The sequence below is a fragment of the Halorubrum salipaludis genome, assembly GCF_002286985.1.
GTDB classification, from domain to species: domain Archaea; phylum Halobacteriota; class Halobacteria; order Halobacteriales; family Haloferacaceae; genus Halorubrum; species Halorubrum salipaludis.
On record NZ_NSKC01000001.1, the window covers coordinates 438,216 to 463,149 of the forward strand.

The 24,934-nt window shown below is 70.9% G+C and carries 22 protein-coding genes; 9 read left to right on the top strand and 13 right to left on the bottom strand.

What is annotated here, in order from left to right; genetic code table 11:
- Positions 1-35 precede the first annotated feature (35 nt).
- The 3 genes from CK500_RS01985 (at position 36) to CK500_RS01995 (ending at position 4,170) form a co-directional block, all read left to right on the top strand.
- Positions 36-1,256 (top strand): hypothetical protein, encoded by a 1,221-nt coding sequence (locus tag CK500_RS01985; protein WP_095635577.1) that lies wholly within the window; start codon positions 36-38, stop codon positions 1,254-1,256.
- A 107-nt stretch (positions 1,257-1,363) separates the two neighbouring features.
- Positions 1,364-3,313 (top strand): ABC transporter substrate-binding protein, encoded by a 1,950-nt coding sequence (locus CK500_RS01990; RefSeq protein ID WP_095635578.1) that lies wholly within the window; start codon positions 1,364-1,366, stop codon positions 3,311-3,313.
- Positions 3,310-4,170 carry a phosphatase PAP2 family protein gene (locus tag CK500_RS01995; protein ID WP_095635579.1) on the top strand — a complete coding sequence of 287 codons (861 nt, stop codon included), beginning with the start codon at positions 3,310-3,312 and terminating at the stop codon, positions 4,168-4,170. Before CK500_RS01990 ends, CK500_RS01995 begins: the two co-directional genes overlap by 4 nt.
- A 27-nt stretch (positions 4,171-4,197) precedes the next feature.
- Here the strand turns inward: CK500_RS01995 and CK500_RS02000 are convergent, their stop codons facing one another.
- Entirely contained in the window at positions 4,198-4,854 is a 657-nt protein-coding gene (locus CK500_RS02000) for a DsbA family oxidoreductase (protein ID WP_095635580.1), read from the bottom strand.
- An 85-nt stretch (positions 4,855-4,939) separates the two neighbouring features.
- Here CK500_RS02000 and thiD point away from each other — a divergent pair, with 85 nt between their 5' ends.
- Positions 4,940-5,797: a bifunctional hydroxymethylpyrimidine kinase/phosphomethylpyrimidine kinase gene (thiD, locus tag CK500_RS02005; RefSeq protein WP_095635581.1), complete on the top strand. Its 858-nt coding sequence runs from the start codon at positions 4,940-4,942 to the stop codon at positions 5,795-5,797.
- Between the two features lie 16 nt (positions 5,798-5,813).
- On the opposite strand, the gene CK500_RS02010 is transcribed toward thiD, so the two are convergent.
- The 9 genes from CK500_RS02010 to CK500_RS02045 form a co-directional block, all read right to left on the bottom strand.
- Positions 5,814-6,611, bottom strand: a complete 798-nt coding sequence (locus CK500_RS02010; protein ID WP_095635582.1) for a ZIP family metal transporter — start codon at positions 6,609-6,611, stop codon at positions 5,814-5,816.
- 45 nt (positions 6,612-6,656) lie between these two features.
- On the bottom strand, positions 6,657-6,815 hold the full coding sequence (locus CK500_RS17135) for a hypothetical protein (protein WP_158224017.1): 159 nt from the start codon (positions 6,813-6,815) through the stop codon (positions 6,657-6,659).
- 8 nt (positions 6,816-6,823) lie between these two features.
- A complete protein-coding gene (locus CK500_RS02015; RefSeq protein WP_095635583.1) occupies positions 6,824-7,414 on the bottom strand; it encodes a hypothetical protein in 591 nt (196 codons plus the stop codon).
- Positions 7,414-8,463: a signal peptidase I gene (locus CK500_RS02020; RefSeq protein ID WP_095635584.1), complete on the bottom strand. Its 1,050-nt coding sequence runs from the start codon at positions 8,461-8,463 to the stop codon at positions 7,414-7,416. The genes CK500_RS02015 and CK500_RS02020 overlap by 1 nt, the downstream gene beginning before the upstream one ends.
- Positions 8,463-9,497: a DUF7467 domain-containing protein gene (locus tag CK500_RS02025; protein ID WP_095635585.1), complete on the bottom strand. Its 1,035-nt coding sequence runs from the start codon at positions 9,495-9,497 to the stop codon at positions 8,463-8,465. Before CK500_RS02025 ends, CK500_RS02020 begins: the two co-directional genes overlap by 1 nt.
- The gene (locus tag CK500_RS02030; protein WP_233138645.1) at positions 9,494-10,333 is read right to left on the bottom strand and encodes a hypothetical protein; all 840 of its coding nucleotides are present in this window, start codon (positions 10,331-10,333) and stop codon (positions 9,494-9,496) included. The genes CK500_RS02025 and CK500_RS02030 overlap by 4 nt, the downstream gene beginning before the upstream one ends.
- Positions 10,334-10,510: 177 nt before the next feature.
- Positions 10,511-12,226 carry a vWA domain-containing protein gene (locus CK500_RS02035; protein ID WP_095635586.1) on the bottom strand — a complete coding sequence of 572 codons (1,716 nt, stop codon included), beginning with the start codon at positions 12,224-12,226 and terminating at the stop codon, positions 10,511-10,513.
- A 118-nt stretch (positions 12,227-12,344) separates the two neighbouring features.
- Entirely contained in the window at positions 12,345-13,688 is a 1,344-nt protein-coding gene (locus CK500_RS02040) for a SipW-dependent-type signal peptide-containing protein (protein ID WP_095635587.1), read from the bottom strand.
- A 133-nt stretch (positions 13,689-13,821) separates the two neighbouring features.
- The gene (locus CK500_RS02045) at positions 13,822-15,351 is read right to left on the bottom strand and encodes a vWA domain-containing protein (protein ID WP_095635588.1); all 1,530 of its coding nucleotides are present in this window, start codon (positions 15,349-15,351) and stop codon (positions 13,822-13,824) included.
- A gap of 456 nt (positions 15,352-15,807) precedes the next feature.
- Between CK500_RS02045 and CK500_RS02050 the strand changes: the two genes are divergently transcribed.
- The gene (locus tag CK500_RS02050) at positions 15,808-16,371 is read left to right on the top strand and encodes a DUF7344 domain-containing protein (protein ID WP_095635589.1); all 564 of its coding nucleotides are present in this window, start codon (positions 15,808-15,810) and stop codon (positions 16,369-16,371) included.
- Between the two features lie 623 nt (positions 16,372-16,994).
- Here CK500_RS02050 and CK500_RS02055 read toward each other — a convergent pair.
- Positions 16,995-17,933 carry a hypothetical protein gene (locus tag CK500_RS02055; RefSeq protein WP_095635590.1) on the bottom strand — a complete coding sequence of 313 codons (939 nt, stop codon included), beginning with the start codon at positions 17,931-17,933 and terminating at the stop codon, positions 16,995-16,997.
- Between the two features lie 319 nt (positions 17,934-18,252).
- Here CK500_RS02055 and CK500_RS02060 point away from each other — a divergent pair, with 319 nt between their 5' ends.
- The 4 genes from CK500_RS02060 to azf all read left to right on the top strand — a co-directional run bounded on the left by CK500_RS02060 (position 18,253) and on the right by azf (position 23,133).
- A complete protein-coding gene (locus tag CK500_RS02060) occupies positions 18,253-18,807 on the top strand; it encodes a DUF7344 domain-containing protein (protein WP_095635591.1) in 555 nt (184 codons plus the stop codon).
- 65 nt (positions 18,808-18,872) lie between these two features.
- Positions 18,873-21,734 (top strand): DNA mismatch repair protein MutS, encoded by a 2,862-nt coding sequence (gene mutS / locus CK500_RS02065; RefSeq protein WP_095635592.1) that lies wholly within the window; start codon positions 18,873-18,875, stop codon positions 21,732-21,734.
- Between the two features lie 61 nt (positions 21,735-21,795).
- Complete coding sequence (locus CK500_RS02070) at positions 21,796-22,146, top strand: cell division protein SepF (RefSeq protein ID WP_004048756.1); 351 nt, start codon at positions 21,796-21,798, stop codon at positions 22,144-22,146.
- Positions 22,147-22,245: 99 nt separating this feature from the next.
- Positions 22,246-23,133, top strand: a complete 888-nt coding sequence (azf, locus tag CK500_RS02075) for an NAD-dependent glucose-6-phosphate dehydrogenase Azf (protein ID WP_095635593.1) — start codon at positions 22,246-22,248, stop codon at positions 23,131-23,133.
- Between the two features lie 591 nt (positions 23,134-23,724).
- Here azf and CK500_RS02080 read toward each other — a convergent pair.
- Both CK500_RS02080 and CK500_RS02085 read right to left on the bottom strand, forming a co-directional pair.
- A complete protein-coding gene (locus CK500_RS02080) occupies positions 23,725-24,378 on the bottom strand; it encodes a 30S ribosomal protein S7 (RefSeq protein WP_095635594.1) in 654 nt (217 codons plus the stop codon).
- Positions 24,375-24,803, bottom strand: a complete 429-nt coding sequence (locus tag CK500_RS02085; RefSeq protein ID WP_004048726.1) for a 30S ribosomal protein S12 — start codon at positions 24,801-24,803, stop codon at positions 24,375-24,377. The genes CK500_RS02080 and CK500_RS02085 overlap by 4 nt, the downstream gene beginning before the upstream one ends.
- Positions 24,804-24,934 lie beyond the last annotated feature (131 nt).

Sequence of the window (24,934 nt, forward strand, 5' to 3'; positions counted from 1 at the left end):
AAAGGCGTTTCTCTCCCGGCGTCTTCAGCCCACCCATGAAACGGACGGCGATCGTCGTCGCGCTCCTCGTCGCGGTCGGCGTCGGGCTCGCGGCCTCCGGCTTCTTCGCCGGGGCGGGCGACGAGGCGCCGCCGCCGACCGTCGAGGAGCCGGCGCCCTCGGGGGTCGAGGAGGCGTCGCTCGTCGAGGTCGCGGGCGAGTACCGGCTCTGGCCGTACACGAGCCGGAGCACCGATCCGGCGGGCCGGACGCTCGCGATCAACGTCCTCTTCCACGCCGACGCGGAGACGACGCGCGCGGCGATCGAGGGGCGGTCCGGGGCGGACTGGGAGGAGACCGAGGAGGCGGAGGCGGCGGCGACGACCGCCAGCGACGCCGAGCAGGTGGGGGCGATCGTCGAGCGCGACTGGGCGGACGCGCACAGCTCCGACCGCTACAGCTACGTGGAGGGGCCGGACGGCGGCGTCTGGCTGGAGGAGACGTTCGAGCTCCACGACGGCGCGTACCTCGGCGTGCGCGACCACCTCCGCGCGTACGAGTCGCCGGACGGCGCCTACACCGCGGTGCAGGCCCACGAGGAGTACTACGACTGGTTCCGGCTCCGCCACACGGTGCCGGGCATCGACGCCCCCGCCGTCAGGCTGGAAGACGAGTTCATCCGCGGCGGGGTCGACGCCGAGGTCAGCCGCGAGTACCGCGGCATCGAGGGCGGGTGGAGCGACGGCTGGGTCTCGGTGATCGAGCTCGCGGCGCTGGCGACGCTGTCCGGCGCGCTGCTCCGGCGCCGGACCCGGGCCGCGGCGGTCGAGCTCGCGGGTCGGGCCCGGCGGGAGGCGGGGCGACACGCGGACGCCGCGCTGCTCGGCGCCGCGCTCGCGGCCGTCATCGTCGGGGTCCGGGTCGCGGGGGTCGCGCTGGAGACAGCGTATCCGGGGGTCGGTCCGAAGCTCATCGCCGCCCCGCTGTACCTCGCCATCGCGGTCGGGATCCCGGGGCTGGTCGTCGCGCGGGCCCCCGATTCGGAGCCGAGCGCGGCGCTGCTCGGGGTCGTTATCGGGCTGGGCGCGGGGTTCGTGATCGACTTCGCGGCGCTCGGCGTGGCGGTGCCGCCCGACCTCCTCGTCCACCGGGTCGCCCTCCTCGCCGCGATCGGCGTCGTCGCGCTGGGACGGGCCGCCGGCGACCGCCCGGTGCTCGCGGCGGGGCTGGCCGCGTGGGCGGTCGGGCTGGCGCTCCCGCTCGCAGACGTGATCTGAGCGGCTCGCGGGGGTGAGTCGACCGAATTAACGGAGATACGGGGGTTCGATCCGACGGCGACACCACAGAAGAGATATACGCGAGGGGCGAAAGAGTCGACGAACGCATGACGCGGCAGATCAGCCGGCGGGAGACGCTCGCGGGGGTCGGAGTCGCGGCCCTGAGCGCCGGCTGTCTCGGCCGCACGCGGAACATCGCGGGCCGCGACCGGTCCTCGCAGCTGACCCTGGAGATCAACGCCCCGCCCGCCGACAGGGACCCCAACGCGATCCGGATCGCGAGACACCTCGCTGAGAACCTGAACGCGGTCGGGATCGACGCCCGGATCAACACCCTCGGGCACACCGACCTCCGGCGGAAGGTGCTCATCAACCACAACTTCGACGTGTACGTCGGGCAGTTCCGGGAGGCGGAGCCGTTCGACCCGGACGCGATGTACGCGTTCACCCACTCGCGGTTCGTCGCCGAGGCGGGGTGGCAGAACCCGTTCGGGTTCACCGACATCAACGGCGTCGACGACCTGCTCGCGAGCCAGCGCCGCACCGAGGGCGACGAGCGACGCGAGGCGGCCGCGGACCTCCAGCGGGCCCTCGCCGAGCTGCAGCCGTTCACCGTCGTGGCGTTCCCCGACCCGCTCACGGCGGTCCGCGAGGACCGCTTCGAGAACTGGACGAACCGCCAGCCGCTGTCGGTCGGCGGGCTGCTGGGCTTGGAGCGCGTCGGCGCGGCGGGCGGCGACGCGGACGGGAGCGAGACCGGGAACGAAACCGCCGACGGCGACGCCAACGAGACGATCGACGGCAACGAGACCGACGAGGACCTGATCGACGACAACCCGCTCACGGACGATGAGACGGACGACGGCGACACCCTCCGGCTCGTGACGACCGACGAGCGCATCACGCAGAACTGGAACCCGATCGCCGCCGAGTACCGGCGCTACGGCACGTTCACCTCCCTGCTGTACGACCGGCTCGCGCTGGTCGACGGCGGGGAGGCGATCCCCTGGCTCGCCGCCGACTGGGAGCGGACCGGCGACGCGGGGATCGAGGTCTCGCTGCGGGACGCCGACTGGCACGACGGGGAGCCCGTGACCGCCGAAGACGTCGCGTTCACCTACGAGTTCCTCCGGGACACCGCGATGGGGGGCACCGAGTCGCCGGTACCGACGCCGACGTTCCGCGGTCGGGTCTCCGCCGTCGAGGCGGCGACCGCCGTCGACGACCGGACGGTCCGGCTGACGCTCGACGGCGTCAACGACGCGGTCGGCGTGCGCGCGCTCCAGGTCCCGATCCTGCCGAAGCACGTCTGGGAGGAGCGGACCGACGTGGCGACGATCGCCGGCATCGAGTTCGACGCGGAGACGACCGAGGCCGTGGTGACGAACAACGAGGACCCGGTCGGGAGCGGCCCGGTGCGCTTCGCCGAGGCGACCCCGGAGGAGTCGGTCGCCTTCGAGCGCAACCCGGACCACTTCCTCGTGCGCGACGCGGGCGGCGGGTCGACCGACGGCGCGGACGCCGACGAGACGGACCCGCTGGCGGGGATCCCCGAGCGGTTCCGCGGGAAGCCGGCGTTCGGCCGGCTGGAGATCGAGGTGATGGGCTCGGACATCGCCGCGGTGCAGGCGGTCGGCGACGGGCTCGCGGACGCGACCGTCTCGAACCTCGGCCCCGACTCAGTCCCGCGGATCGGGCGGGAGGCCGACGCGCGGCTCGTGACGGGGGAGTCCGGCGGGTTCTACCACGTCGGGTACAACGCCCGGCGGGCGCCGCTGTCGAACCCGCGGTTCCGCGGGGTCCTCGCGTCGCTGATCGACAAGCGGACCCTCGTCGACGTCGCGTTCGACGGGTACGCCGAGCCCGCCGCCTCGCCGCTCGCCGCCACCCCGGAGTGGGTGCCGTCGGACCTCCGGTGGGGGGACCGGGAAGCGGACCCCACCCACCCGTTCGTCGGCGAGTCCGGATCGCTGGACGCCGAGACGGCCCGCGAGCGGCTCCGCGAGGCCGGGTACCGATTCGACGACGAGGGGCGGCTGCTCGCGCCGAGCACATGAGCCAGCTCCTGTCGGTCGCGGGGTCGCTCGCGCTGTGGGTGGGTTCCGCCCTCCTCGTCGCGGGCGTCGCCATCATCGGCCCGCGGCGGCTGTACGCGCTCTGGAACGACCTGCGCGAGCGACTGTGGGAGATCCGGCGGCCCCTCGCGGCGCTGGTGGTGGTGCTGCTGGCGAGCGCGATCGGTCGGAGCTCGCTCCAGACGGTCTCCGAGCTGTTCGGGCTCCAGCTGACGTGGGCCATCTACGCGCTGGAGGGGAACTTCGTCGCGTGGGTGCAGGCGACGTTCGCCTCGCCGCGGCTGACGATGTACTTCTCCGCGATATACGTGTACGGGTACGTATTCCTCCTCTCGTTCCCGTTCTTCGCGTACCTCGCCCTGCCGCGGACGACGACGGTGAAACGGCTGATCGTCGCGTACGCGCTCAACTACGCGATCGGCCTCGTGATCTACACGATCGTGTTCGCGCACGGCCCGCGCAACGTCATGCCCGAGATGGTCACGTCGCTGCTTTTCACCCACAACCCGGCGTTCATGGCGCTGACCGGGGAGGTGAACGAGCCCGCGAACGTCTTCCCCTCGCTGCACACGTCGCTGTCGGTGACCGTCGGGACGTTCGCGGTCCTGACCCGCCGCGAGTACCCGCTGTGGACGCCGATCGCCGCGTGGCTCGCGATCAGCGTGGTGATCGCGACGATGTACCTCGGGATCCACTGGCTCACGGACGTGATCGGCGGGACCGCGCTCGCGCTCGGCGCGGTGTACCTGTCGTATCGGCTCGTCGACGAGGAGGGGGAAGGCGACGGGTCCGGTGTCGTCGGCGACGGGGGGGACGGCGACCGAGACGCCGAGAAATGAGGCGCGCCGCGGTCGAAACCGGCGGTATTACGCTTCGACGAGCCGCTGGATCTGTTCCGGCGGCACCGCGCCGCGCGCGGCGTGGCCGTCGTACGCGAACGTCGGGACGCCGGTGACCCCGCGCTCGCTCGCCGCGGTGAACAGGTCGGTGACGCGGTCGCGGAGGTCGTCGTCGTCAAGCGCCTCGTCGACGACCGCGGGGTCGATCCCGTCCACGTCCTCCGCGATGTCGGCGAGCACGTCGCGGTTGCCGATGTCGCGGCCGTCCTGCCACAGCGCCGCGAAGACGGCCTCGTCGAACGCGAGCCACGCGTCGGGCGCGGTCTCTCGCACGTGCACCGAGACGATCTGCGCCGGGAGCGAGTCCACGTCGGTCCGGAGCTCCTGTGCCATGTCGGCGTCGTACTCCTCCTGGAGCCGCCGGACGTTCTCGCGCGCCTGCTCGTAGTACGCCTCGTCTTTCCCGTCGTCCGCGTCGTGGTCGATCTCGCCGTCCGGGCCGCGCTTGCCCGCCCGGAGGTCGAAGGGGTGCCAGTCGATCTCGAGCGGCTCATCGCGCGTCTCCTGATACCGCGCGAGCGACTGCCGGCCGAGGTAGCAGAACGGACAGACGTAGTCGGAGTAGATCGTGATCGACTCGGACTGGTCGGCGTCCGGTTCGTCCGCGGCGTCGGTGTTCGACATACCGCCGATTCGGCCGCGAGGGGCAAAGGCCGTTCGGCGGCGGCGATCGCCACGGTTTAAGATAACCGAGTGGTACCATTTGGATATGGCATCCGCGCGAGACCCCGTGTCACCGCCCGTCGCGCTCGCGATCGCCGGCAGCGACGCCGGCGGCGGGGCGGGGATACAGGCCGACCTGAAGGCGATGACCGCGCACGGCGTCTTCGGCACCTCGGTCGCAACGGCGACGACCGCCCAGAACACCCGGGGCGTCCGCGACGTGCACGCGGTGCCCCCGGCGCACATCGCGAGCCAGTGCGACGCCGTCTTCGACGACTTCGACGTGGGGGCGGTCAAGACCGGCATGCTCGCCACGGCCGAGACGGTCGAGACGGTGACGGGGCTGCTCGCGGCGGTCGACGCCCCGGTCGTCGTCGACCCGGTGATGGTCGCGGCCAGTGGCGACCGCCTGCTGTCGCCCGAGGCGGAGGCGGCGTACGACGGCCTGATCGAGGCGGCGACGCTCGTCACGCCCAACGCCGACGAGGCAGCGGTGCTGGTCGACGGCCCCGTCGAGACGCCGGCCGACGCCGAGCGCGCGGGCCGGGAGCTGGTCGCCGCAGGCGCCGACGCCGCGCTCGTGAAAGGGGGGCACATCGGCGACGGCGAGACAGTGACCGACACGCTGGTGGTCGAGAGCGAGGGGGGAGGCGACGGCGGATCGGACGGCTCCGGTTCGGCGACCGCCCTCCGTTTCGAGAACCCCCGCGTCGCGACCGACGCGACCCACGGCTCCGGCTGCGCGCTGTCGAGCGCGATCGCCGCGCGGCTGGCGCGCGGCGAGCCCCTCCGCGAGGCGGTCGCCGCCGCGGTCGACGGGATGGGGCCCGCGATCCGGCGCGGCTACGACGTGGGCGAGGGGCCCGGCGCGGTGAACCCGACCGCGTTCGACGGGGGCGCGTAACGACTCCGGTTCCGATCTACACGAAGTTGAGCGGCACCATCAGCAGCGCGCCGAGCGCGATCCCGCCGGCGAGCACGGGTTTCCCGCCGCGAGGGAGGTCCCGTCCGGTGTCGAGCGCCTCGGGGACGAACTCGGAGAGCACGAGGTAGATCATCGCGCCCGCCGCGAAGCCGAAGCCGTACGGGAGGAACTCGCGGGCGTAGCGGACGAACGCGAACGCGGCGACCGCGCCGATCGGCTGCGGGAGGCTGGAGAACACCGCCCACCACACCATCTTCCACTTCGAGACGCCCATCGCCCGCAGGGGGATGGAGATCGCGGTCCCCTCGGGGATGTTGTGGATTGAGATCGCGACCGTCATGAACACCGCTAGGAGCGGCACCGTGAACCCGAGCAGCTGGGTCCCGCCCTCCAGTCCGAGGTCCGCGAAGGAGACGCCGACTGCGATCCCCTCCGGGAAGCTGTGGACCGTCAGCACGCCGAGGATCAGGACGAGCTTCTTGAAGTCGGCCTCCTCGTACTCCTTCGGGTCGATCTCGGCGTCCATCAGCACGTCGTGCGCGAGGACGACGAGAACCACGCCGGCGGCCATGCCGATCGCGATCTCCGCGGGCGTCCCCTCGGCGAGCCCCTCGTCGACGAGCCCGAACAGCGACGCCGCCAGCATGATTCCGGAGGCGAACCCCCACAGCGCCACGTTGCCGCGGTCGCTGATCGAGTCGAAGAAGAAGAAGGGGAGCGCGCCGACACCCGTCGCCAGCGCCGTGATCAGCCCCGCGACGAAGACGAACGCGAACGCGTCGAGCGCGACCATACGGTCTGCGGTTCGGCCGGCCGGCACTAAACAATCGCGGACGCGCTACGCGATCCCGCGGGCGGTTCCGACGAGCAGGGCGAACAGGAGCAGCACGGCCAGCGACAGCAACACCGCGAGCTTGGCTCCGAGCCGACAGGGGCGATCGGACGGCTCCGTGACGCGCTTCTCCGCCGGCCCTCGCGGCCTGATCGAGGAGGTCACGTCGCCTCTCACCCGCGGATCGCGGCGGCGGCGACGGACCGACGGACGTCGGCACCCGGCGCCTCGGAGTCGCTATCACCGAGCGACGGCGCGCCTCCGGCGGTCGCGTTTCCCGCGTGGACCGGCTCGTTCGGTCCCGGAGCGCCCGCGGCAGACGCGTTTCCGGACGGTTCCGAGGCGTTCCCGGACGGTTCCGACGCGTTCCCGGATGGTTCCGACGCGTTCCCGGACGGTTCCGACGCGTTCCCGGACGGTTCCGACGCGTTCTCGCTCGGGGGCGAACCGCTCTCGGGCGGGACCGACTCGTTTTGCGGCGCCGGCGACGAGACGTTCCCCGGTGGCGACGAGCCGTTCCCGGGCGGTTCGGCGTCGCTTGTCCCGTTCGCGATCGGCGCGGTCGCGGCGGCCGGGCCGTCGCTCGGCGGGGGCTCGGGTGCGACGAGGTCGTCGGTCGGAGTGAGTTCCTCGGCGGCCTCGAACGCCACCGTCACGTTGCCGCTCGACGTGAGCACGGCGACGGTGAGCCCCCCGCCGAACGCGACGCCCCACACCAACACGGCGAGGGCGACGGCGCCGACGACCCCGCGGTTCACGGCCATCAGTCCACCTCCCCGCCGCCGTCCGGCTGCGCCGGCGGCGTCCCGGGTGCCTCGGCGACCACGGCCGGCGGATGGTCGGGGGGCGACTCGGGCTCCTCGACCGGAGCCGAGGGCTCCCGACCCGTCTCGTCTGTACCGTCGCAGTCGTCCGATTCCGGGGGCGATCCGCCGCGGTCGAGGACGCCGCGGTCGAGGACGCCGCTGGCCGGGACCCACGCCGCGAGGGCGCCGAGCAGAAGCGTCGATGCCCCCACCGCGACCGCGACCGCGACGGCGGTGCGGAGCTGGAACGCGACGACGACGGCGTAGGGGGCGAACGCCGCGAGCACCGCGGCCGCCCCGCCGACCGCGTCGACGGAGACGCCGCCGGAGTCGGCCCCGCCGGACGCGACGGCTCCGTCGGCGGGAACGCGGTCGGCGGGCGGAGCATCGGTCGCTGGGGGCTCCGCGGCGGGCGGAGCATCGGTCGCTGGGGGCTCCGCGGCGGGCGGAGCATCGGTCGCCGAGGGCGGCGAGGCCGGGGACTCCGAGCCGTCGTGGCCGCGGACGATCGACCAGACCTCCGTGACCGCGAGCAGGCCGAACGGAAGCAGCACCAGCGCCGCGAAGCCGGCCCGCGTGCCGGCGAACTGAACCACGTATCCGATGTACGGGATCGTGAGCGTCACCGCGCCGACGAGGTTCGCCGCGGGCACGAGCCCGGGATCCGGCCCCTCGTTGGCGTCGCCCTGCGTCTCGAAGGCGAGGGAATCGCCCTCGTCGACGACGCCGATCACCCGGTGGGTCACCGGCACGTCGCTCGTGCCGCGAGCGAACGTGATCACGTCGCCCTCGGCGATCGACGCCGGGTCGCGCTCGGCCACGATCACCACGTCGCCCGGCGCGATCGCGGGGGTCATGCTCGGCGTGAGCACGACGAAGCTCTCGTCCGCGCCGACGAGCTCCGGGGCCGCGAACGCCGCGAACGGCGCGACGAGCGCGATCAGCAGGACGATGCCCAGTACGTTCGCCGCGCGTTTCGTCCGCCGTGATGTGAGTGGGTTTGTCATCAGTTCTCCTCCGAGCCGCAGACCGGCTCGCCGTCCGTGGTCGTCACCGCGACGACCTCGAAGGCGCCGTAGACGTCGCCGGGGGCGAGCGCGACCGAACAGCTGGTGTGGATCCTGACGCCGTCGGTGGCGTCGCCCGGATCCCCGTCGATCGCGGCGTCGACGTAGACGTTCGGGCCGAGCCAGTTCGGGTCGCCGTTCGTCGGCGAGTCGCTCCCCTCGAGGACGAACGTCTCGTTCGGCCCGACCTCGCCGGCGAAGATCACGGTCCCGCCGGTTCCCTTCCCGCCGGCGCCGCCCCCGACGGCCGCCGCGGCCACGGATGCCTCCTCGTCGCCGAGGTACCGCAGCGTGAGCGAACCGATCGTGACGCCGTTCTCGTCCTCGCAGGGGACACACTCTGGGCCCTCACAGACCCGTCCGGCGAAGGGGTTCGACCCCGCCGCGTCGGCCTCGGAGACGTGGCGACACTGCTCGGCGTGCAGCCGGAACGTCAGATCGGTCGCCGCCCCGGCGACCCCGTCCGGCGCGTCGACCGGGAGGCGCCAGAACACCTCGACCGTCACCGCGCCGGTGGGATCGAGACACCCCTCCGCGAGACGACCGCCGGCGACGTGGTCGCGAGCGGCGTCGGCGAGGGGACGGTAGCCGCCCGTCACCGACTCCCCGTCGACGACGAACTCGACTTCGAGGGCGTTCGCGAGGGCGTCGTCGACGGCCGGACAGTCCGTCGCGAGCCAGACCCGGACGGGGTTCGCGCGCACGCCCACGTCGAACGCCTCGCGGCCCGACTCCCCGCGGTCGATCCCGGAGACGCCGAGGGAGACGGTCCCGCCGGCCGGCGCTCCGTCGACCGTCAGTTCCACCTCGCCGGCGCCGAAACCGTTGCTCGCGAACGTCTCGCGGTCCGTGAGGTACGCCCCCGTTCCGAGGCCGCTCGCCGTTCCCACGGCGCCGACGCCGCCGATACCGGCGAGCAGGCGGCGTCGGCTCAGTCCGCTCGGCCGGCCCGTCTCGCTCGGGTCGCGGGTCATCGGCCGCCTCCGGTGTGGGTGTCGTCGGCGCCGGTCCCGTCGGTACCGGTTCCGTCGGCGCCGGTCCCGTCCCCGTCGACGGCCTCGAACTCGAAGGGGTTCCCCTCGGACCCGCAGTCGTCCGCGGCGAACGCCACGTCGAAGTCGACCGATCCCCCCTGTCCGGCGTTGCCGCCCGCGGCGTTGAAGGCCCACGAGAACACCAGACACCGGCGCTCGGCGGCCGTGAGACAGCCGTTGTCGAAGAGGCCGGGGTTGAGCTCGACGCCGGACGCGAGCGCGGAGCCGTCGAACGAGGCGAGCGTCCCGGACGCGATCGACTCGCCGTAGCCGGCGAAGTCGCCCTCGGCGCCGGCGCAGCCCCCGATTCCGAGCAGCCCGGTGTCGTACCGAACGTCGAGGGTGATGCGCTCCGCGAGCGCGGCGCTCGCGGCGTCTCCGTCGTCGAAGTCCGGGACGAGACGGAGCCACACCCGGACGCCGTCCGGGGCCGTGTTCGCGGGGTCGTCGAGCCGGAGCCCGACGCTCGCGGTCCCGCTGTCCCCCGGGAGCGTGTTGGCGACGTCGACGATGCGGATCCCGGCCGCCTCGACGTCGTCCTCCGAATCGGTCGGGCTCGATCCGACGACGACCCCGTTTTCGGTGCGCCGCCACCCGACGAGCAGGTTCCACGGGGTGTCCGACTGCGCGAGCGTGTAGTCGGAGTATTCGCCCCAGCTGTCGGTTCCCGTCGGTCGTCCGGAGGCGGCCCCGAGGGTCGCGAAGCCGAGGGCTCCGGCGCCCGCGAGCGCCTCCCGCCGCGTGAGTGTCGATTCTGTCGGTCCTTTGCGTGTCATGTGCGTCTTCGCGGCTCCGAACGGCCGTGTCGTCGATGTGCTTCCCACGTCGTCTCGGCCCGTATGTATGGGCGCCCTACCCGGCCGGTTCGCCGAGCGTACCCCGCGGTTCGGTGTCCCTACTCGAGCGTTCCCGGGAGGGATCGCCGGGGGAATCGCGGTCGCCCGAGCGTGCGATCAGGCCGCGATATCCGGGCCGGAGCCGTCGTTGTGCCGCTCCTGTTCGGTGTAGAACCCGAGATCGAAGCCGAGCGTGTCGCCCTGGATCTCGTTGCCCACGTCGAACGGGAGCTCCCACGAGAGCGCGATGCAGTGCATCACGCCGTCGCCGCGGAACGCCTCGCGGTCGGCGTCGTCCGCCGGGTCCGCGAACTCGTCGTAGATCGTCGAGCGGTTGCCGTCGAGCGGGATACCGTTGCCGTCGGCGAGCGCGTCGAGGACGTTGCCGAGGCTGTCCTCCATGATGACCTTCTCCGCGACCGTCTGCGCGGCGAGGTTTCCGAACACCGTCGGGATGTTGAGCGGGTCGTCGACGTCGTTGAAGAACACCGGATCGCCGCCGGATCCGCCCGCCGGGCCGGCCATCGCCTGGAGCACGCTGGCACTCCCGTTCACGTTGATCGTGTACACGTCGGTGGCGGGCGCCGGCGACGCCGCGCGGGCGTCGGCCGCCGCGCTCGCGGGCGGCGCGTACTGCGTGCTGCCGTCGCCGTTGAACGACTCCCCGTCCGAGAGGACGATGTTCCGCTTCTCGGCGTTGGAGCGGCCGTTGTTCGCGAGCTCGGTCTGGGCATCGTCGAGGCCCTCGCTGATGTAGGTCCCCGTCGCGATCCCGTTTGCGTTCGAGTACGGGTCGGGGTCCCCGTCGCCGTCGAAGGGCGTCGAGCCCGCCCCGCCGCTCACGACGTTCGCGAGCTTCTGCCGGAGGTCCGACAGCGCGGTGTCGACTGCTGAGAGGTTGGTCGTCAACGGTTCGAGGATACCCGTGCGCGGCACCGAGTCGTCGCTCCCCTCGCCGTCGAAGTAGGCGACGCCGACCTGAACGTCGGCGCCCTGCGTCTGGAGGTAATCGACGAACTGTCGGGTGCCGAGTTCGACAAGGTCGATCTTCGTCGTCTCGCCGTAGGTAGTTCCGTCGACGGTGATGTCGTCGTCGCTGATCACGCCGCCGTACTGGTCGTACAGCATCGATCCCGAGAAGTCGAGCGTGAGCATGATGTCGACCGGCTCCGCGCCGTCGTGGACGTTGTCGCAGTCCTCGTCGTACCAGAGCTTCGCGTCGATCGCGTCCGCGAGGTCCGGGAGGTTGTCCGCGTCCACCAGCGACTCGGGCTCGGTGTGTGCGCCGCCGTCCTCAGTGAGGTTGCCGGCCTGCATCCAGATGTAGCCGGGGTTGTCACAGAGGTGCAGCGAGAAGGTTATCTCGCCGGAATCGCCGGGTTTCACGTCCGTGAACTGCACCAGCGTCTCCATCTCCTCGCCGGTGACCGGGTCGATTCCGAAGTCCGCCTCCTCGGTCGGCGGAATCGTCTCGCAGTCCAGCACCGGGATGTTCGCCCCGTTGCTGTCCTCGTCCTCCTCGTCCGGGAAGTCGCTGTACCGGAGCACTTCCTCGGTCTCCGGGTCGAGGATCGACTGCTCGCCGTCGCCGTCGTGGTCCGGGTGCGCGCTGACGAAGGTCTGGCCCTCGCCGAAGTCGTACGTCTGTTGCCAGTCGACTAGGAGGTCGAGCTGCCCCGCAGTGAGCGTGTTGCCCTCGAACGACTCGGTGTCGTTGAAGTACGCCGTGGTGCCGAGCCCCGCTCCCGCGGAGGCCACGCCGACCGCCCCGAGGCCGGCCAGGAGCGTCCGCCGCGAGAGTCCGATCGTGTCGATTGCGTCTTTTTCGGTCATGAGTGTGATTCCCCGAGGGGAGGTCCCACCGACGGGATCGAACCGTCGTCTCGGCCGCCCGCGCGGGTCCGAAGTGGGAAGTGGGGGAACGGATCCCCACGTGTCCGTGCCGACTGTTCTACGCGTCGAACACCTCGACGTACACTGCGGGGTTCTCGTCCGAGGCGCCCGGAGCGTTGTCAAGGCCTTCGAACGCCACGTCCGCGGTCAGTTCCCAGTCGGTGCTGGCGTCGACGTCCTCGATCAGCAGGGAGACGGTCTCGCTGCCGTCCGCCTCGACCGCGTCGGGGCCGGTCGGGGCGCTCCCGTTGACCCGGACGTTCGAGACGCTCGCGAGGTGGCTCGCGTCGCTGCCGCGCGCGACGATGGAGATCACGTCGCCGTCGGGGTTTCCGACGGCGTAACTGACGTCAGTCGTGGTGCCGTTGGCGACTTCCAAGGTCGCCTCGCCGGTGTCCGCGTCGTACGCGACGGTGAGGCCTCCGGTGAAGCTGCTGCCGCCGAAGTCGTAGTCGGCGGTGTCGCTGTTGGCGTTGTCGTCACCCACGATCAGCTCGAAAGTGTTCGAGCCGCCGTTGCGGGCCTTGGAGATCCACAGCACGTCGGCGTCCTCCTCGTACGCGAACTTCCCGAAGCCCTCGACCTCCCGGGAGGTGATGCAGGGGTTCGCCGAGCCGTCGTTGTGGCGCGACTGGACCGCGTAGAACTCGAAGTCGAACGCCACGGAGTCCGTCTGGATCTCGTTGCCGACATCGGTGGGAACGACCCACTCGAAGCAGACGCACTGCTCGGCGGTGACCGGATTGTCTTCGTCGTCGAACGCCGACTCGACGCCCTCGAAGGGCTCGCGGTCGACGAGCGGAGCGTCCGCGTCGCCGTCACCGGCCAGGGGGACGCCGTTGTCGAGCGCGGCCATGACCTCCGCCAGCGACCCGGAGATGATCTCGTCACCGACCTCCCCGTCGGTGCAGTACGAGACCGTCACCTCCATCGCGTCGGCGAGTTCGCCCGCGCCCTCGCCGGGGTCGCCGCCCGTCGCGTCGGCGTCCGTCTCGGGCTCGGTCTGGCCGTTCTCGTCGTTCGCCGTCACTTCGCCGCACATCCACATGTACGCGGGATTGTCGACGATCGAGAAGCAGAACTCGCCCTCCCCGGAGTCGCCGGGCTTGAGGTCGGAGACCTCGATGCTGAGGGGCTCACCGTCCTCCTCGCCGCCCACGACGTTGCCGTCGACGTAGGTTCCGGGGTCGGTAGACCAGCTCCCGTAGCTCCCCTGGTCCTCGGAGTAGTCGACGTGGACGAACAGGTCCAGCTCGCCGGCGGTGAGCGCGTTGTCCTCGAAGGTCTCCGTGTCGTTGAAGTACGCCGTGGTGCCGAGTCCCGCGCCCGCGGAGGCGACGCCGACCGCCCCGAGTCCGACCAGCATCTTGCGCCGCGAGAGTCCGATTGTGTCGTCGTTCATTGTGTATCATCCCCTGAGGGGAACTCCCGTCGGCGGTCGCGAACCGCCGCGTCGGCCGCCCGAAGGCGCCGAACCGGGAACCGGACGAGGTCGCGTCCGGGGGTGAGCGGGCGTCCCGCTCGGAGTCGCGCGCCTACTGCGACGCGTTGCCGGTGCTGTTGCTGGTCGGGACCGTCCCGTTGAACGTCACGTCCGGCTCGTCGTTGTGCCGCGACTGCTCGGCGTAGAAGCCGAGGTCGAAGGCGACGGAGTCGGTCTGGACCTCGTTGCCCACGTCGGTCGGCAGGCACCACTCGAAGCCGATACACTGGGTGAGGCCGCCGTCGAAGGGGTCCCGTGCCTCGGTGGCGCGGTTGCCGTCGAGCGCGATTCCGGCTTCCAGCTCCGCCATCGCGTCCGCGAGCGAGCCCTCGAAGATGATCGACTCCCCGAGCAGCGACTCGCCGATCAGGCCGAACGCCTGCTCGAGCGCGCCCTCGTCGCTCGCGAAGAAGACGTAGTCCTCGTCGGGGTCGCTGGCGATGGCGTTGAGCGTCGAGACCTCCGCGCCGCCGACGCCGAGCGCGTAGATCGTGGTCCCGTCTCCCTTCGCCGCGGCCGCGGCTCCCGACGGGGACGTCCCCGCGTTGTTGGACCCGTCGGTCAACACGACCATCGTCGGCGACTCGCCCTCGTCGCAGTTCTCGAGGTCGCCCTGAGCGGTCTCGATCCCCTCGCCGATGGCGGTGTTGCTCCCGTCGGCGGGGAGATCGTCGATCGTGTCGAGCACGGTCTGTAAGTCGTCGGTCAGGGGCTGGACGACCTGCGCGCCGCTGCTGTAGCCGGCCGCGCTGAAGAACGTCACGCCGACCCTGCTGCCGGTGGGGCCGTCCTGCAGGATGCTCTCCGCGAGCGTCTTCGCGCCCTCGATCGCCTGCGTGTTGCGCGCGCCGGACATCGAGCCGGACGCGTCGAGGACGATCTGCACGCAGAGCGGACCGCCGCTTTCCCCTCCGGGCTCGTAGACGTTGTCGCAGTCCTCGTCGTACCACATCGTCACGTCGATGGCGTCGGCGAGTTCTCCCTGACCGCTGATCGGGCCGTCGCCGTCGTCGCCGAGCGCGTTGCTCTCGCCGTCGGCTCCCGCCTCCGGCTCCGAGACGGTGTTTTCGTCGTCCGCCGTCAGCTCGCCGTTCATCCACACCCACGACGGGTTGTCACAGATGTGGAGGCTGATCGTCACCTCGCCGCAGTCGCCCGGCTTCACGTCGTCGAGGACGAACACCGGGATCTCGTCGCCGTTGACCAGGTCCACGTCGGGCGCACAGAAGTCGCGCTCCTGGACCACGTCGGGCCACTCGCCCTCGTCGATGTTCGGGACCTCGCCGACGAGGTAGACGCCATCGTCCTCCTCGACGACGTCGAAGGGCTCGCCGGGGCCCTCGTCGCTGTACCAGCCGTTGATCTCGTCGATGCGCCCGGTCCCGCCCGCGTACGTGGCGCGGTAGTCGAGCTTCAAGTCGAGCTCGCCCGCGGTGAGCGTGTTGCCCTCGAACGTCTCCGTGTCGTTGAAGTACGCCGTGGTACCGAGTCCCGCGCCCGCGGAGGCCACGCCGACCGCCCCGAGGCCGGCGAGCAGCTTGCGCCGCGAGAGTCCGATGGTGTCGGTTGTGTCCGGATTCATGGTTGCTCCCCCGACTCGCCCCCGCCCACGATCGGGCAGCCGAATCGGTTACTCCCCCCTCCGAGAGACACCCACGTAGTTACGCGCAGCCACGTCACCGTCGAACCAGGGGTTCGATCCGGTAGAACGGACGGTTCACACGGTCAAACGCCGCGTTCGACGAACGGTCCGTCGTCCCTACTCGGGGCGAAACCGGCGGCAGGGATCCCGTACTTCACACGAGATCGCCGGTACGGGGGCCGTGCCGCACCGCCGGACGGACCGACGTCGATCGGGACGGAATCGCGTCGTCGATCGCGTCGCAGGGTACCGATTTGGCGACGCGGTTCTCCGGTCCGGGACGACGCCGGACGGGGGCCTGCGCGAGCGTAGCGAGCGCATACATATACCCCGGACGGAAGATGTAGGGCCAACGACCGATCTCCGCGTGACGCGGCGCGTCGGCGGCTCACACCCATGAAACTCCGAACAGACCTCCTTCCGGCCGAACAGGTGTACACGATCCTCGCCAACGAGCGCCGCCGGCGCGCCCTCGAACAGCTCGGGAGCGTCGGCGGCGCCGTGACGGTCCACGAGCTGTCGGCGCTGGTCGCGGGCCGCGAGACCGGCGAGAGCCCGCCGCCGAAGCGCTGTCGCGAGAGCGTGTACACGTCGCTCGTGCAGACGCACCTTCCGAAGCTGGAGGAGCTCGGCGTGATCGAGTACGACCGGGAGACCCAGACGATCGAGGTGTCCCGCCACGCGCGGGACGTGGCGCTGTACACCGAGGTGGTCGCGAGCGCCGGCGTCACGTGGTCGGAGCTGTACCGCGCGCTCGGCGTCGCCTCGCTGACGGTCGTCCTCGCGGCGCTGCTCGGCGTCCCCTTCGTCTCCGCGGCCGATCCGGTCCTGCTGACGAGCCTCGCGCTCGCGCTGTTCGCCGCCGCGAGCGCCTACCAGCTGTGGATCAACCGCTTCTCCGTGCTCCGGCAGCTCCGGGCCGGACGGAACCGCGCCTTCCGTCTGCGACGACGCGGCTGAATCGGACGCCGATTGTCGCGACACAGCGGCGACGACTGACGCTTATAAATGAACGGCCGTGCCGCGGCGTGCGCCGGCGAGCGGCCGACAGGCCGCGAGCCGCACGCGCGAGGGAGGTCGGCGGCGGCCGCGATGCGGTGCGGTTCCGCGGCCGCCGCCGACCGAGGCTGGGGAGGCGCGAGGCGTTGGGCGGGGCGGGATGGGGCGGGACTCAAAGGGGCAGCCGCGAGGCGGGCACAGGTGACGCAAGGACCGCAACGAGGGAGCGGTAGCGACCGAGTGAGGAGCGTGGTTCGAGACGCCTCCGGCGTCTCGTCATCGCCAGAAATCGGAGATTTCTGGCTAGCAGTCAGAACGCTTCGCGTTCTGACGACATCACGAAAGGCGCTTCGCGCCTTTCGAACGACAGCGAACGTGCGCCCGCCTCGCGGCTGGGGCTTTGACGTGTTCAGCGTCGATCCGCCAACAACCGCTTAAAAACGAGCGACTGGGGCTTCGGCAGCGTTCACCGACGAGTCACGAGCGCCGATTTATAAACACTCGACGCCGCAGCAGACCGCTTATAAACGTGCGTTCGCGGCATCGGTCACCGTCCGGCGAACTGTTCGAAAACCGGACGCGCCCTACCGCTCGCTCGCCAGCGACGGCGGGAGGTCGATCTCGAACAGCCGCGCGTCGCACGCGGTACACCGGCCGGCGACGACCTCGTAGCTCGAACAGCACGACTCGACGACCCGCTCTTCCAGCTGCACCGGTCCGTCACAGGTGGGGCAACGCTCGACGAACAGTCGGAGCGCGCCGAGCACGCCGCTCCGCGAGGCGAGCGGGAGCGACGCCCAGTCGTCGAGGGTCGCCGTCAACGCGCGGTCGGCGGCGACGTCGGCGAGGAACGCCGACCGGGACTCCCAGTGGCCGATGCGCTCGTCGGCGGCGTGCGCGAACGCCGCGTCGCCGCGCCAGCGGAGCGAGAGGTCGTCCCCCTCCTCGTCGAGCCCGGTGAGCCGCGCGAGGGCGGCCACGTCCGCGGGGGCGGCGGGACGCGTGCCGTCGGGGGCGAGCCCTGCGGGCGAAGCGTCGTCGCGATCCGCGTCCGCGGTTCCCCCCGCGTCGCCGAATCCCGCGTCGCCGAACCCCGCGTCGGCCGCGTCGCGCAGCGCGGCGAGGTGCGTCCGCCACGCCGACTCGAACGCCGGCGCGAACGCGAGGTCGCTCCCGTCCGCCGTCTCGACCACCACGTCGGCCGACAGGAGGTACGACTCCGCGTCGATCACCGGCGGCGGCCCGGGATCGTCGGCCTTCCCGAACAGCCGCAGGACGCGCTCCGGGAGGTGCCGCTTCGTGAGTTCGGGCGTGCCGGGCACGAGGTAGCCGCGCAGCCAGATCGCCGCGAGCGCGGCGACGAGGACCACCCCTCCGAGTTCGACCGCGACCAGCGCGCCGACCGCGGCCGAGCCGACCGCGGCGATCGCGACGTTGACGACCGTACAGGGGAGACAGCGGTTCTCGCCGGTGTACTCCGGTCGCCGAAGCCGATCGAGACGGGTGTCGTGTGATGCCGTCATGCCCGCCGTTGGCGGTGAGAGGGCCTATGTATGCGCGGCCTACCGCCCCGTTCAGGGGCCGGGAGCGAGAGCGAAGGCGAGACTGAGATCGCGCCGATCGCGGACGGGCGAACTGCGATCGTAGATTCAAGAACATTATAATAACGCCCCAAAGAGCGAGTATAGACACGATCAGGCAGCCCATATTCGCGTTTTCAGGGCCATACATATCGTTTCCCGAGAGCACCGAGGAACCAACCCTTCAATCAAGAATGTGATAATAGATAGAGATATGTGGGTTGGTTTCGATGGGGAATGTGATTCAGCACGTGACTGAGCCATGACACCACAACTCATAGGAGGGGCGGAATCGACGACCGGCGAGGCCGACGGAGCCTCGCGGGACGAGGTGTTTACCGCGCTCAGCAACCGGCGGCGGCGGAACGTGATCACGTACCTGAAACAGCACGGCGACGACGCGCGGGTCAGGGACATCGCCGAGCAGCTGGCGGCGTGGGAGAACGATCTCGAGATCCCGGAGGTGACGTACAAACAGCGCAAGCGGGTGTACACCGCGCTCCACCAGTCGCACCTGCCGAAGCTGGCCGACGGCGGGTTCATCGACTACGAACCGGACCGCGGGATCGTGTCGTTGACCGAGGAGAGCCGTCAGCTCGAGGTGTACCTCGAAGTGGTCTCCGGAAACGAGATCCTGTGGGGAGAGTACTACGTCGGGCTCGCGGTCGTCTGCGGGCTGCTCGGCGGCGCGGCGTGGATCGGGACGGCCCCGTTCGCGTCGGTCTCCGGATACGCGTACGCGGTCCTGTTCGCGGGGCTTTTCGGCGTCTCGGGACTCGTTCACCGGGCGTCGACGCGCCGGAACCGGGTGGGGTAGCGCGTCGCCGTTGCGGCCGGCCGCACCCGCAGGGTTTTAGCCGCCCACGGCGGGAGTACGGGTATATGGCAACGGGGATCGTCGGGGAGTTCCTCGATCTCAAGGCGGAGACCGACGCGGACGTCCTCGCGATGCAGTGCGGCGACTTCTACGAGTTCTTCGCGGACGACGCCGAGCTCGTCGCCGACGAGCTGGACCTCACCGTCTCACAGAAGTCCTCGCACGGGTCGTCGTACCCGATGGCGGGCGTGCCGCTCTCCGAGCTGACCCCCTACGTGAAGGCGCTCGTCGAGCGGGGCTACCGCGTCGCCGTCGCGGACCAGTACGAGACGGACGACGGCCACGCCCGCGAGATCACCCGCGTCGTCACGCCCGGGACCCTGCTGGAGACCGCGGACGACGACGCGCGGTACCTCGCGGCGGTCGTCCGCGGGGGAGAGGGCGGCGGACGGGCCGGAGGCGCGTCGGGGGGCGCTCCCGCCGCGAGCGGGGCGGGAGCCGAGGGCGACGCCGACGGCCCCTACGGGCTCGCGCTCGCCGACGTGACCACCGGGCGGTTCCTCGTCACCGAGGTCGAGACCCTCGGCGACCTGCGCGCGGAGCTGTACCGGTTCGACCCCGCGGAGGTGCTCCCGGGGCCGGCAGTCCGGAACGACGACCGACTGCTCGGGGCGGTCCGCGAGGACCTGTCGGGCTCCGTCTCCCTGTTCGACGCGGAGGCGTTCGCGCCGGGGCGCGCGACGCACGCGGTCCGCGAGCAGTTCGGTCGGGAGACGGCCGACAGCGTCGGCATCGACTCCGAGCTGGCGCTGCGCGCTGGCGGCGCGGTCCTCAGCTACGTCGAGGAGACCGGCGCGGGCGTGCTCGCGTCGATCACCCGGCTCACCGCCTACGGCGACGACGACCACGTCGCCGTCGACGCGACGACCCAGCGCAACCTCGAGCTCACCGAGACGATGCGGGGCGAGACCGACGGCTCGCTGTTCGAGACGGTCGACCACACCGTCACGGCCGCCGGCGGCCGGCTCCTCCGCGAGTGGATCACGCGCCCGCGGCGGGACCGCGAGGAGCTCCGCCGGCGGCTCGACGCGGTGGGGGCGCTGGCGTCGGCGGCGCTCGCCCGCGACCGCCTGCGCGAGACGCTCGGCGACGCGTACGACCTCGAACGGCTGGCCGCGCGAGCGACGAGCGGGAGCGCGGGCGCGCGGGAGCTGCTCTCGGTGCGGGACTCGCTCGCGCTGGTGCCGGCGCTCGCCGACGCCGTCTCCGGGACCGCGCTCGCCGACTCCCCGGTCGCCGCGGTGCTCGAGCGGATCGACCGCGGGCGCGCCGCCGCCCTCCACGACGAGCTCGCGGACGCGCTGGCGGAGGACCCGCCGAAGACGAAGACGCAGGGCGGGCTCCTCCGGAAGGGGTACGACGGCGAGCTCGACGACCTGATCGAACGCCACGAGGAGGCCGAGGAGTGGCTCGACACGCTCGCGGAACGGGAGAAGCGGCAGTACGGACTGAGCCACGTCACCGTCGACCGCAACAAGACGGACGGCTACTACATCCAGGTCGGCAAGTCCGCGGCCGACGGGGTCCCCGAGCACTACCGCGAGATCAAGACGCTGAAGAACTCGAAGCGGTTCGTCACCGACGAGTTAGAAGAGCGGGAACGCGAGGTGCTCCGGCTGGAGGAGGCCCGCGGCGAGCTGGAGTACGAGCTGTTCGAGGAGCTCCGCGAGCGCGTCGCCGACGACGCCGAACTCCTGCAGGACGCGGGGCGGGCGGTCGCCGAGATCGACGCGCTCGCGTCGCTGGCGACCCACGCCGCCGGCAACGACTGGACGCGGCCCGACCTGACCGACGAGCGTCGGCTCGACGTGGAGGCCGGGCGCCACCCAGTCGTCGAGCGGACGACCGACTTCGTGCCGAACGACCTCCGGCTCGACGGAGAGCGCGGCTTCCTGATCGTCACCGGCCCGAACATGAGCGGGAAGTCGACGTACATGCGGCAGGCGGCGCTGATCCAGCTGCTCGCGCAGGCGGGGTCGTTCGTCCCCGCGCGGGCGGCGACGGTCGGGCTCGTCGACGGGATCTACACGCGCGTCGGCGCCCTCGACGAGCTGGCGCAGGGACGCTCGACGTTCATGGTGGAGATGCAGGAGCTGTCGAACATCCTCCACTCGGCGACCGCCGACTCGCTCGTCATCCTCGACGAGGTCGGCCGCGGCACCGCCACCTACGACGGGATCTCGATCGCGTGGGCCGCGACCGAGTACCTTCACAACGAGGTGCGCGCGCGTACCCTCTTTGCCACCCACTACCACGAGCTGACGACGCTGGCGGACCACCTCCCGCGCGTCGAGAACGTCCACGTCGCCGTCGACGAGCGCGACGGGGAGGTGACGTTCCTCCGGACCGTGCGCGACGGCCCGACGAACCGGTCGTACGGGGTCCACGTCGCCGACCTCGCGGGCGTGCCGGCGCCGGTGGTCTCCCGCGCCGACGCGGTGCTCGACCGGCTCCGCGAGGAGAAGGCGATCGAGGCGAGGGGCGGATCGCGGGGCGACGCGCAGGGTGGAGAGGCGGGAAGCGAGGGCGGAGACGCCGCCGGCGACACGAAACAGGTCGTCTTCGACCTCTCGTCCGGGTCGTTCTCGGAAGGCGGCGACGCCGGAGCGGCCGGAGCGGCCGAGGCGGACGCCTCCGATCCCGAGCGAGGCCGGAACGGGACGGGTCGGGCGTCCGCAGACGTCGAGGGGACCGCCGAGTCTCCCGGGCGCGCAGAGACCACCGAGGCCGCGGCGGCCGACCGACTCGACCCCGAGACCCGGGCCGTGATCGAGGAGCTGGCCGACGTCGACGTCGCGGCGACCGCCCCGGTGGAGCTGTTGTCGCGGGTCCAGGAGTGGCAGGAGCGGCTCGACGAGACCCGCTGACGACCGGCTCGCGGATGCGTCTGACGTAAGAACTAATGTCTAACCTCGTCGTGTGGTGTGTATGGGCATTATGAGCAAGATCCTCGGCGGCGGCGGGAACCGCTCCGTCGACGACTACGTCGAGCTCGACCTCGACGACTTCGCCGAGGCACATGCGGACACGGGCATGCAGGTACACATCGCGGAGATCGGCGACCAGGGCGACGTGATCCCGATCAAAGACGCCGTCTACGACGGCGACTTCGTCATCGCGGACATCACCCGCCACTCCACGTCGGACCGGACGATCGAACACATCATCGACGAGCTGCGGCAGGTCGCCCAGGAGGTCGACGGCGACATCGTCCAGAAGGGCGACGACCAGATCGTCGTCACGCCCACGGGCGTCTCGATCTCCCGCGAGAAGCTGTAGGGCGCTGACGACCAGCGATCCGGGGGTCGACACCGGAGATGCAGCGCATCGCGGCCGAACCGTGCATTATATGCCCGTCTCGCGCCCATGCACGACCGAATGGACGAGCCGGTCCTCCTGACGGGCGCCGGCGGACGGGTGGGGCAGGCCATCCTCCGCGGCATCGGCGACGACTACGAGTGGCGACTCCTCGACAGGGAGCCGCTCCCGGCGGCGAAGGTGCCCGACGGGGTCACCGACGCCGACCGGTTCGTCGCCGACATCACCGACGATCGGGCGGTCCGTGAGGCGATGGACGGGGTCGGCGCCGTGATCCACCTCGCGGGCGACCCCCGGAAGACGGCGCCGTGGGACTCGGTGATTCGGAACAACATCGACGGGACCCAGGTCGTGATGCGGGCCGCCGTCGACGCCGGCGTCGAGAAGTTCGCGTTCGCCTCGTCGAACCACGCTGTCGGCGGCTACGAGACCGAGGACCGCACGCCGGAGCTGTACCGGACCGACGACGACTACCGGCTCGACGGCAGCGAGCTCCCCCGCCCCGGGAACCTCTACGGCGTCTCGAAGGCGGCCGGGGAGTCGCTTGGGCGCTTCCACCACGACGAACACGGGATGAGCGTCGTCTGCGTCCGCATCGGGAACCTCACGAAGGACCACCCGCCGCGGGAGTACGAGCGCGGGCAGGCGATGTGGCTCTCGCACCGCGACTGCGCGCACCTGTTCGACCGGTGTCTGCAGGCCGACTACGGCTACGAGATCGTCTACGGCATCTCGAACAACGACCGGCGCTACTACTCGATCGAGCGCGCCCGCGAGGCGCTCGGCTACGACCCGGCCGACAACTCCGCCGACTACACCTTCGAGGGGGAGCCGAAAGGCGAGGCCGGAGGCGACGACGAGGACGGCGAAACCGCCGAGGGCGACCGCGACGGTCCGGCCGAACCCAACTTCCCGACTGACCCCGACACGCCCACCGACGGCGCGTGAAGCGGGCGGTTGCTGACGGCGCTTCGTGATCGATTGCGGGAGTGGGTATAGCAAATTGGCTGATCGGTTGTTTATAAGTGAGTTTGTGATGTTGCTGTCGGCTGTTTATAAGTGATCGACGGTGTTGCGGTGAAGACCTGCAAAGCCCCAGTCGCTGCGGGGGGCGCACGCTCGCTGCGCGCCTCGCTCAGTCGCTGTCGCTCCTTCACTGCGGTGCTTAGCGTCGCCTAAGCGGCCCTCGCGACTACCCCTTTGAGTCCCACCCGACCGCAGACCGCAGCCTCACGCCTCCCCAGCCTCGTCGCTGGCGCCTTATAAGGCGCCAGCGACTCCCTCGCGCGTGCTCCTCGGCCGCGAAGCGGCCTCGGAGGCACGCGCCACCGCACCGTTTTTATAAGTAGTCGTCGACGCCGCTCACGGCTGTTTAAATACCGTCTCGCCCCTACCGATCTGCAATACTCACTCCCGCTATCGATCGCCGTCTCGGGTCGACCCGCACGCCTCAACGCCGACCGGCGCCGCCGCTCCGCGCGGCGGGTCGAAACGAAAAACCGCGAAAACGCGTCCCGTCGGTCCGAGTCGGAACCGGCGTTAGCGGGCCGCGGCGGCGACGCGCTCGCGCTCCTCCTTCTGCGAGATGGAGTAGGAGCGCTCGGCGTCGTAGTCCGCGGCCGTGACGAGCTCGTTGGCGAGCGCCTCGGCGGCGGAGGTCGTCGACTTGTACGTCGCGTTGGCGACGCCGTCGGAGATGAACAAAAGCGCCTGATCGACGCGGCGCTGGGGCGCGACGTCGACCGCCTTCGGGACGGAGATCCCGCCGTACTTCAGGCGGACGGTCTCCTCGCGGGGCGCAGCGTTCTCGACGGCCGTCACGAGGATCTGGACCGGGTTCTCCTCGGTCCGCTCGTGGATGATGTCGAAGGCGTCGCGGACGATCCGCGTCGCCTGCTGTTTCTTGCCCGTGTTCTCCTCGGTCTGCATCAGGCGGTTGATCAGCCGCTCGACCAGAGAGATCTCGGACTTCTTGAACTGCTTGGACGCGTGGCGACCCATCGTGTGGGCGATGGGCGTCACGGTCATGTAGCGCTTCGTCGAGGGATCCTCGTAGGCGATCTCGGTGACGTCCCAGACGCCGAACAGCTTGGCGTTCTCGTTGGCGGCCTCGCTGGACGCGGGCGCGTCCGGGTCCGGCTCGTCGGCGGCGACGTCCGCGTCGGACGGCGCCTCGGTCTCCTCACCGCTCATCTGACGGGCTTCTCCGCGTTTCCGCGAACCAGTTCGATCATGGAGACGCCGTTGACCTTCTCGACCTTGTAGTTGACGCCGGAGAGGTCGCCCATCGCGCGACCCTTCGCCCCACCGATCCCGGCGATCGTGACCTCGTCGTGCTCGTCGATGAACGAGATGGCGCCGTCACCGGGACAGAACGCGGTGACCTGCTTCCCGTTCTTGATGAGCTGAACGCGGACGCACTTTCGGATCGCCGAGTTCGGCTGCTTTGCCTCGATCCCGACCTTCTCCAGCACGATCCCGCGGGCCTGCGGGGCGCCCTCGAGGGGGTCGGACTTCTTCTTGAGCCCGCGCTCTCGCCGAGCGTACTCGGAGTCGGACCAGCGGCGCTTCTGCCGGTCCTGTTTGAGCTTACGGGCCGCGTATTTGCCGTTCGCCATCGTACGTCTACTTCCGAACGGAGCTACTTAAGCGTCGTCTTTCGACGCGGAGAAACGCCCTCAGATCGCTCGAACGGTACCTCTCGTCCGTTCTGAGAGTGTTTTGCGGGACCGAGCGATCGAAAACGACG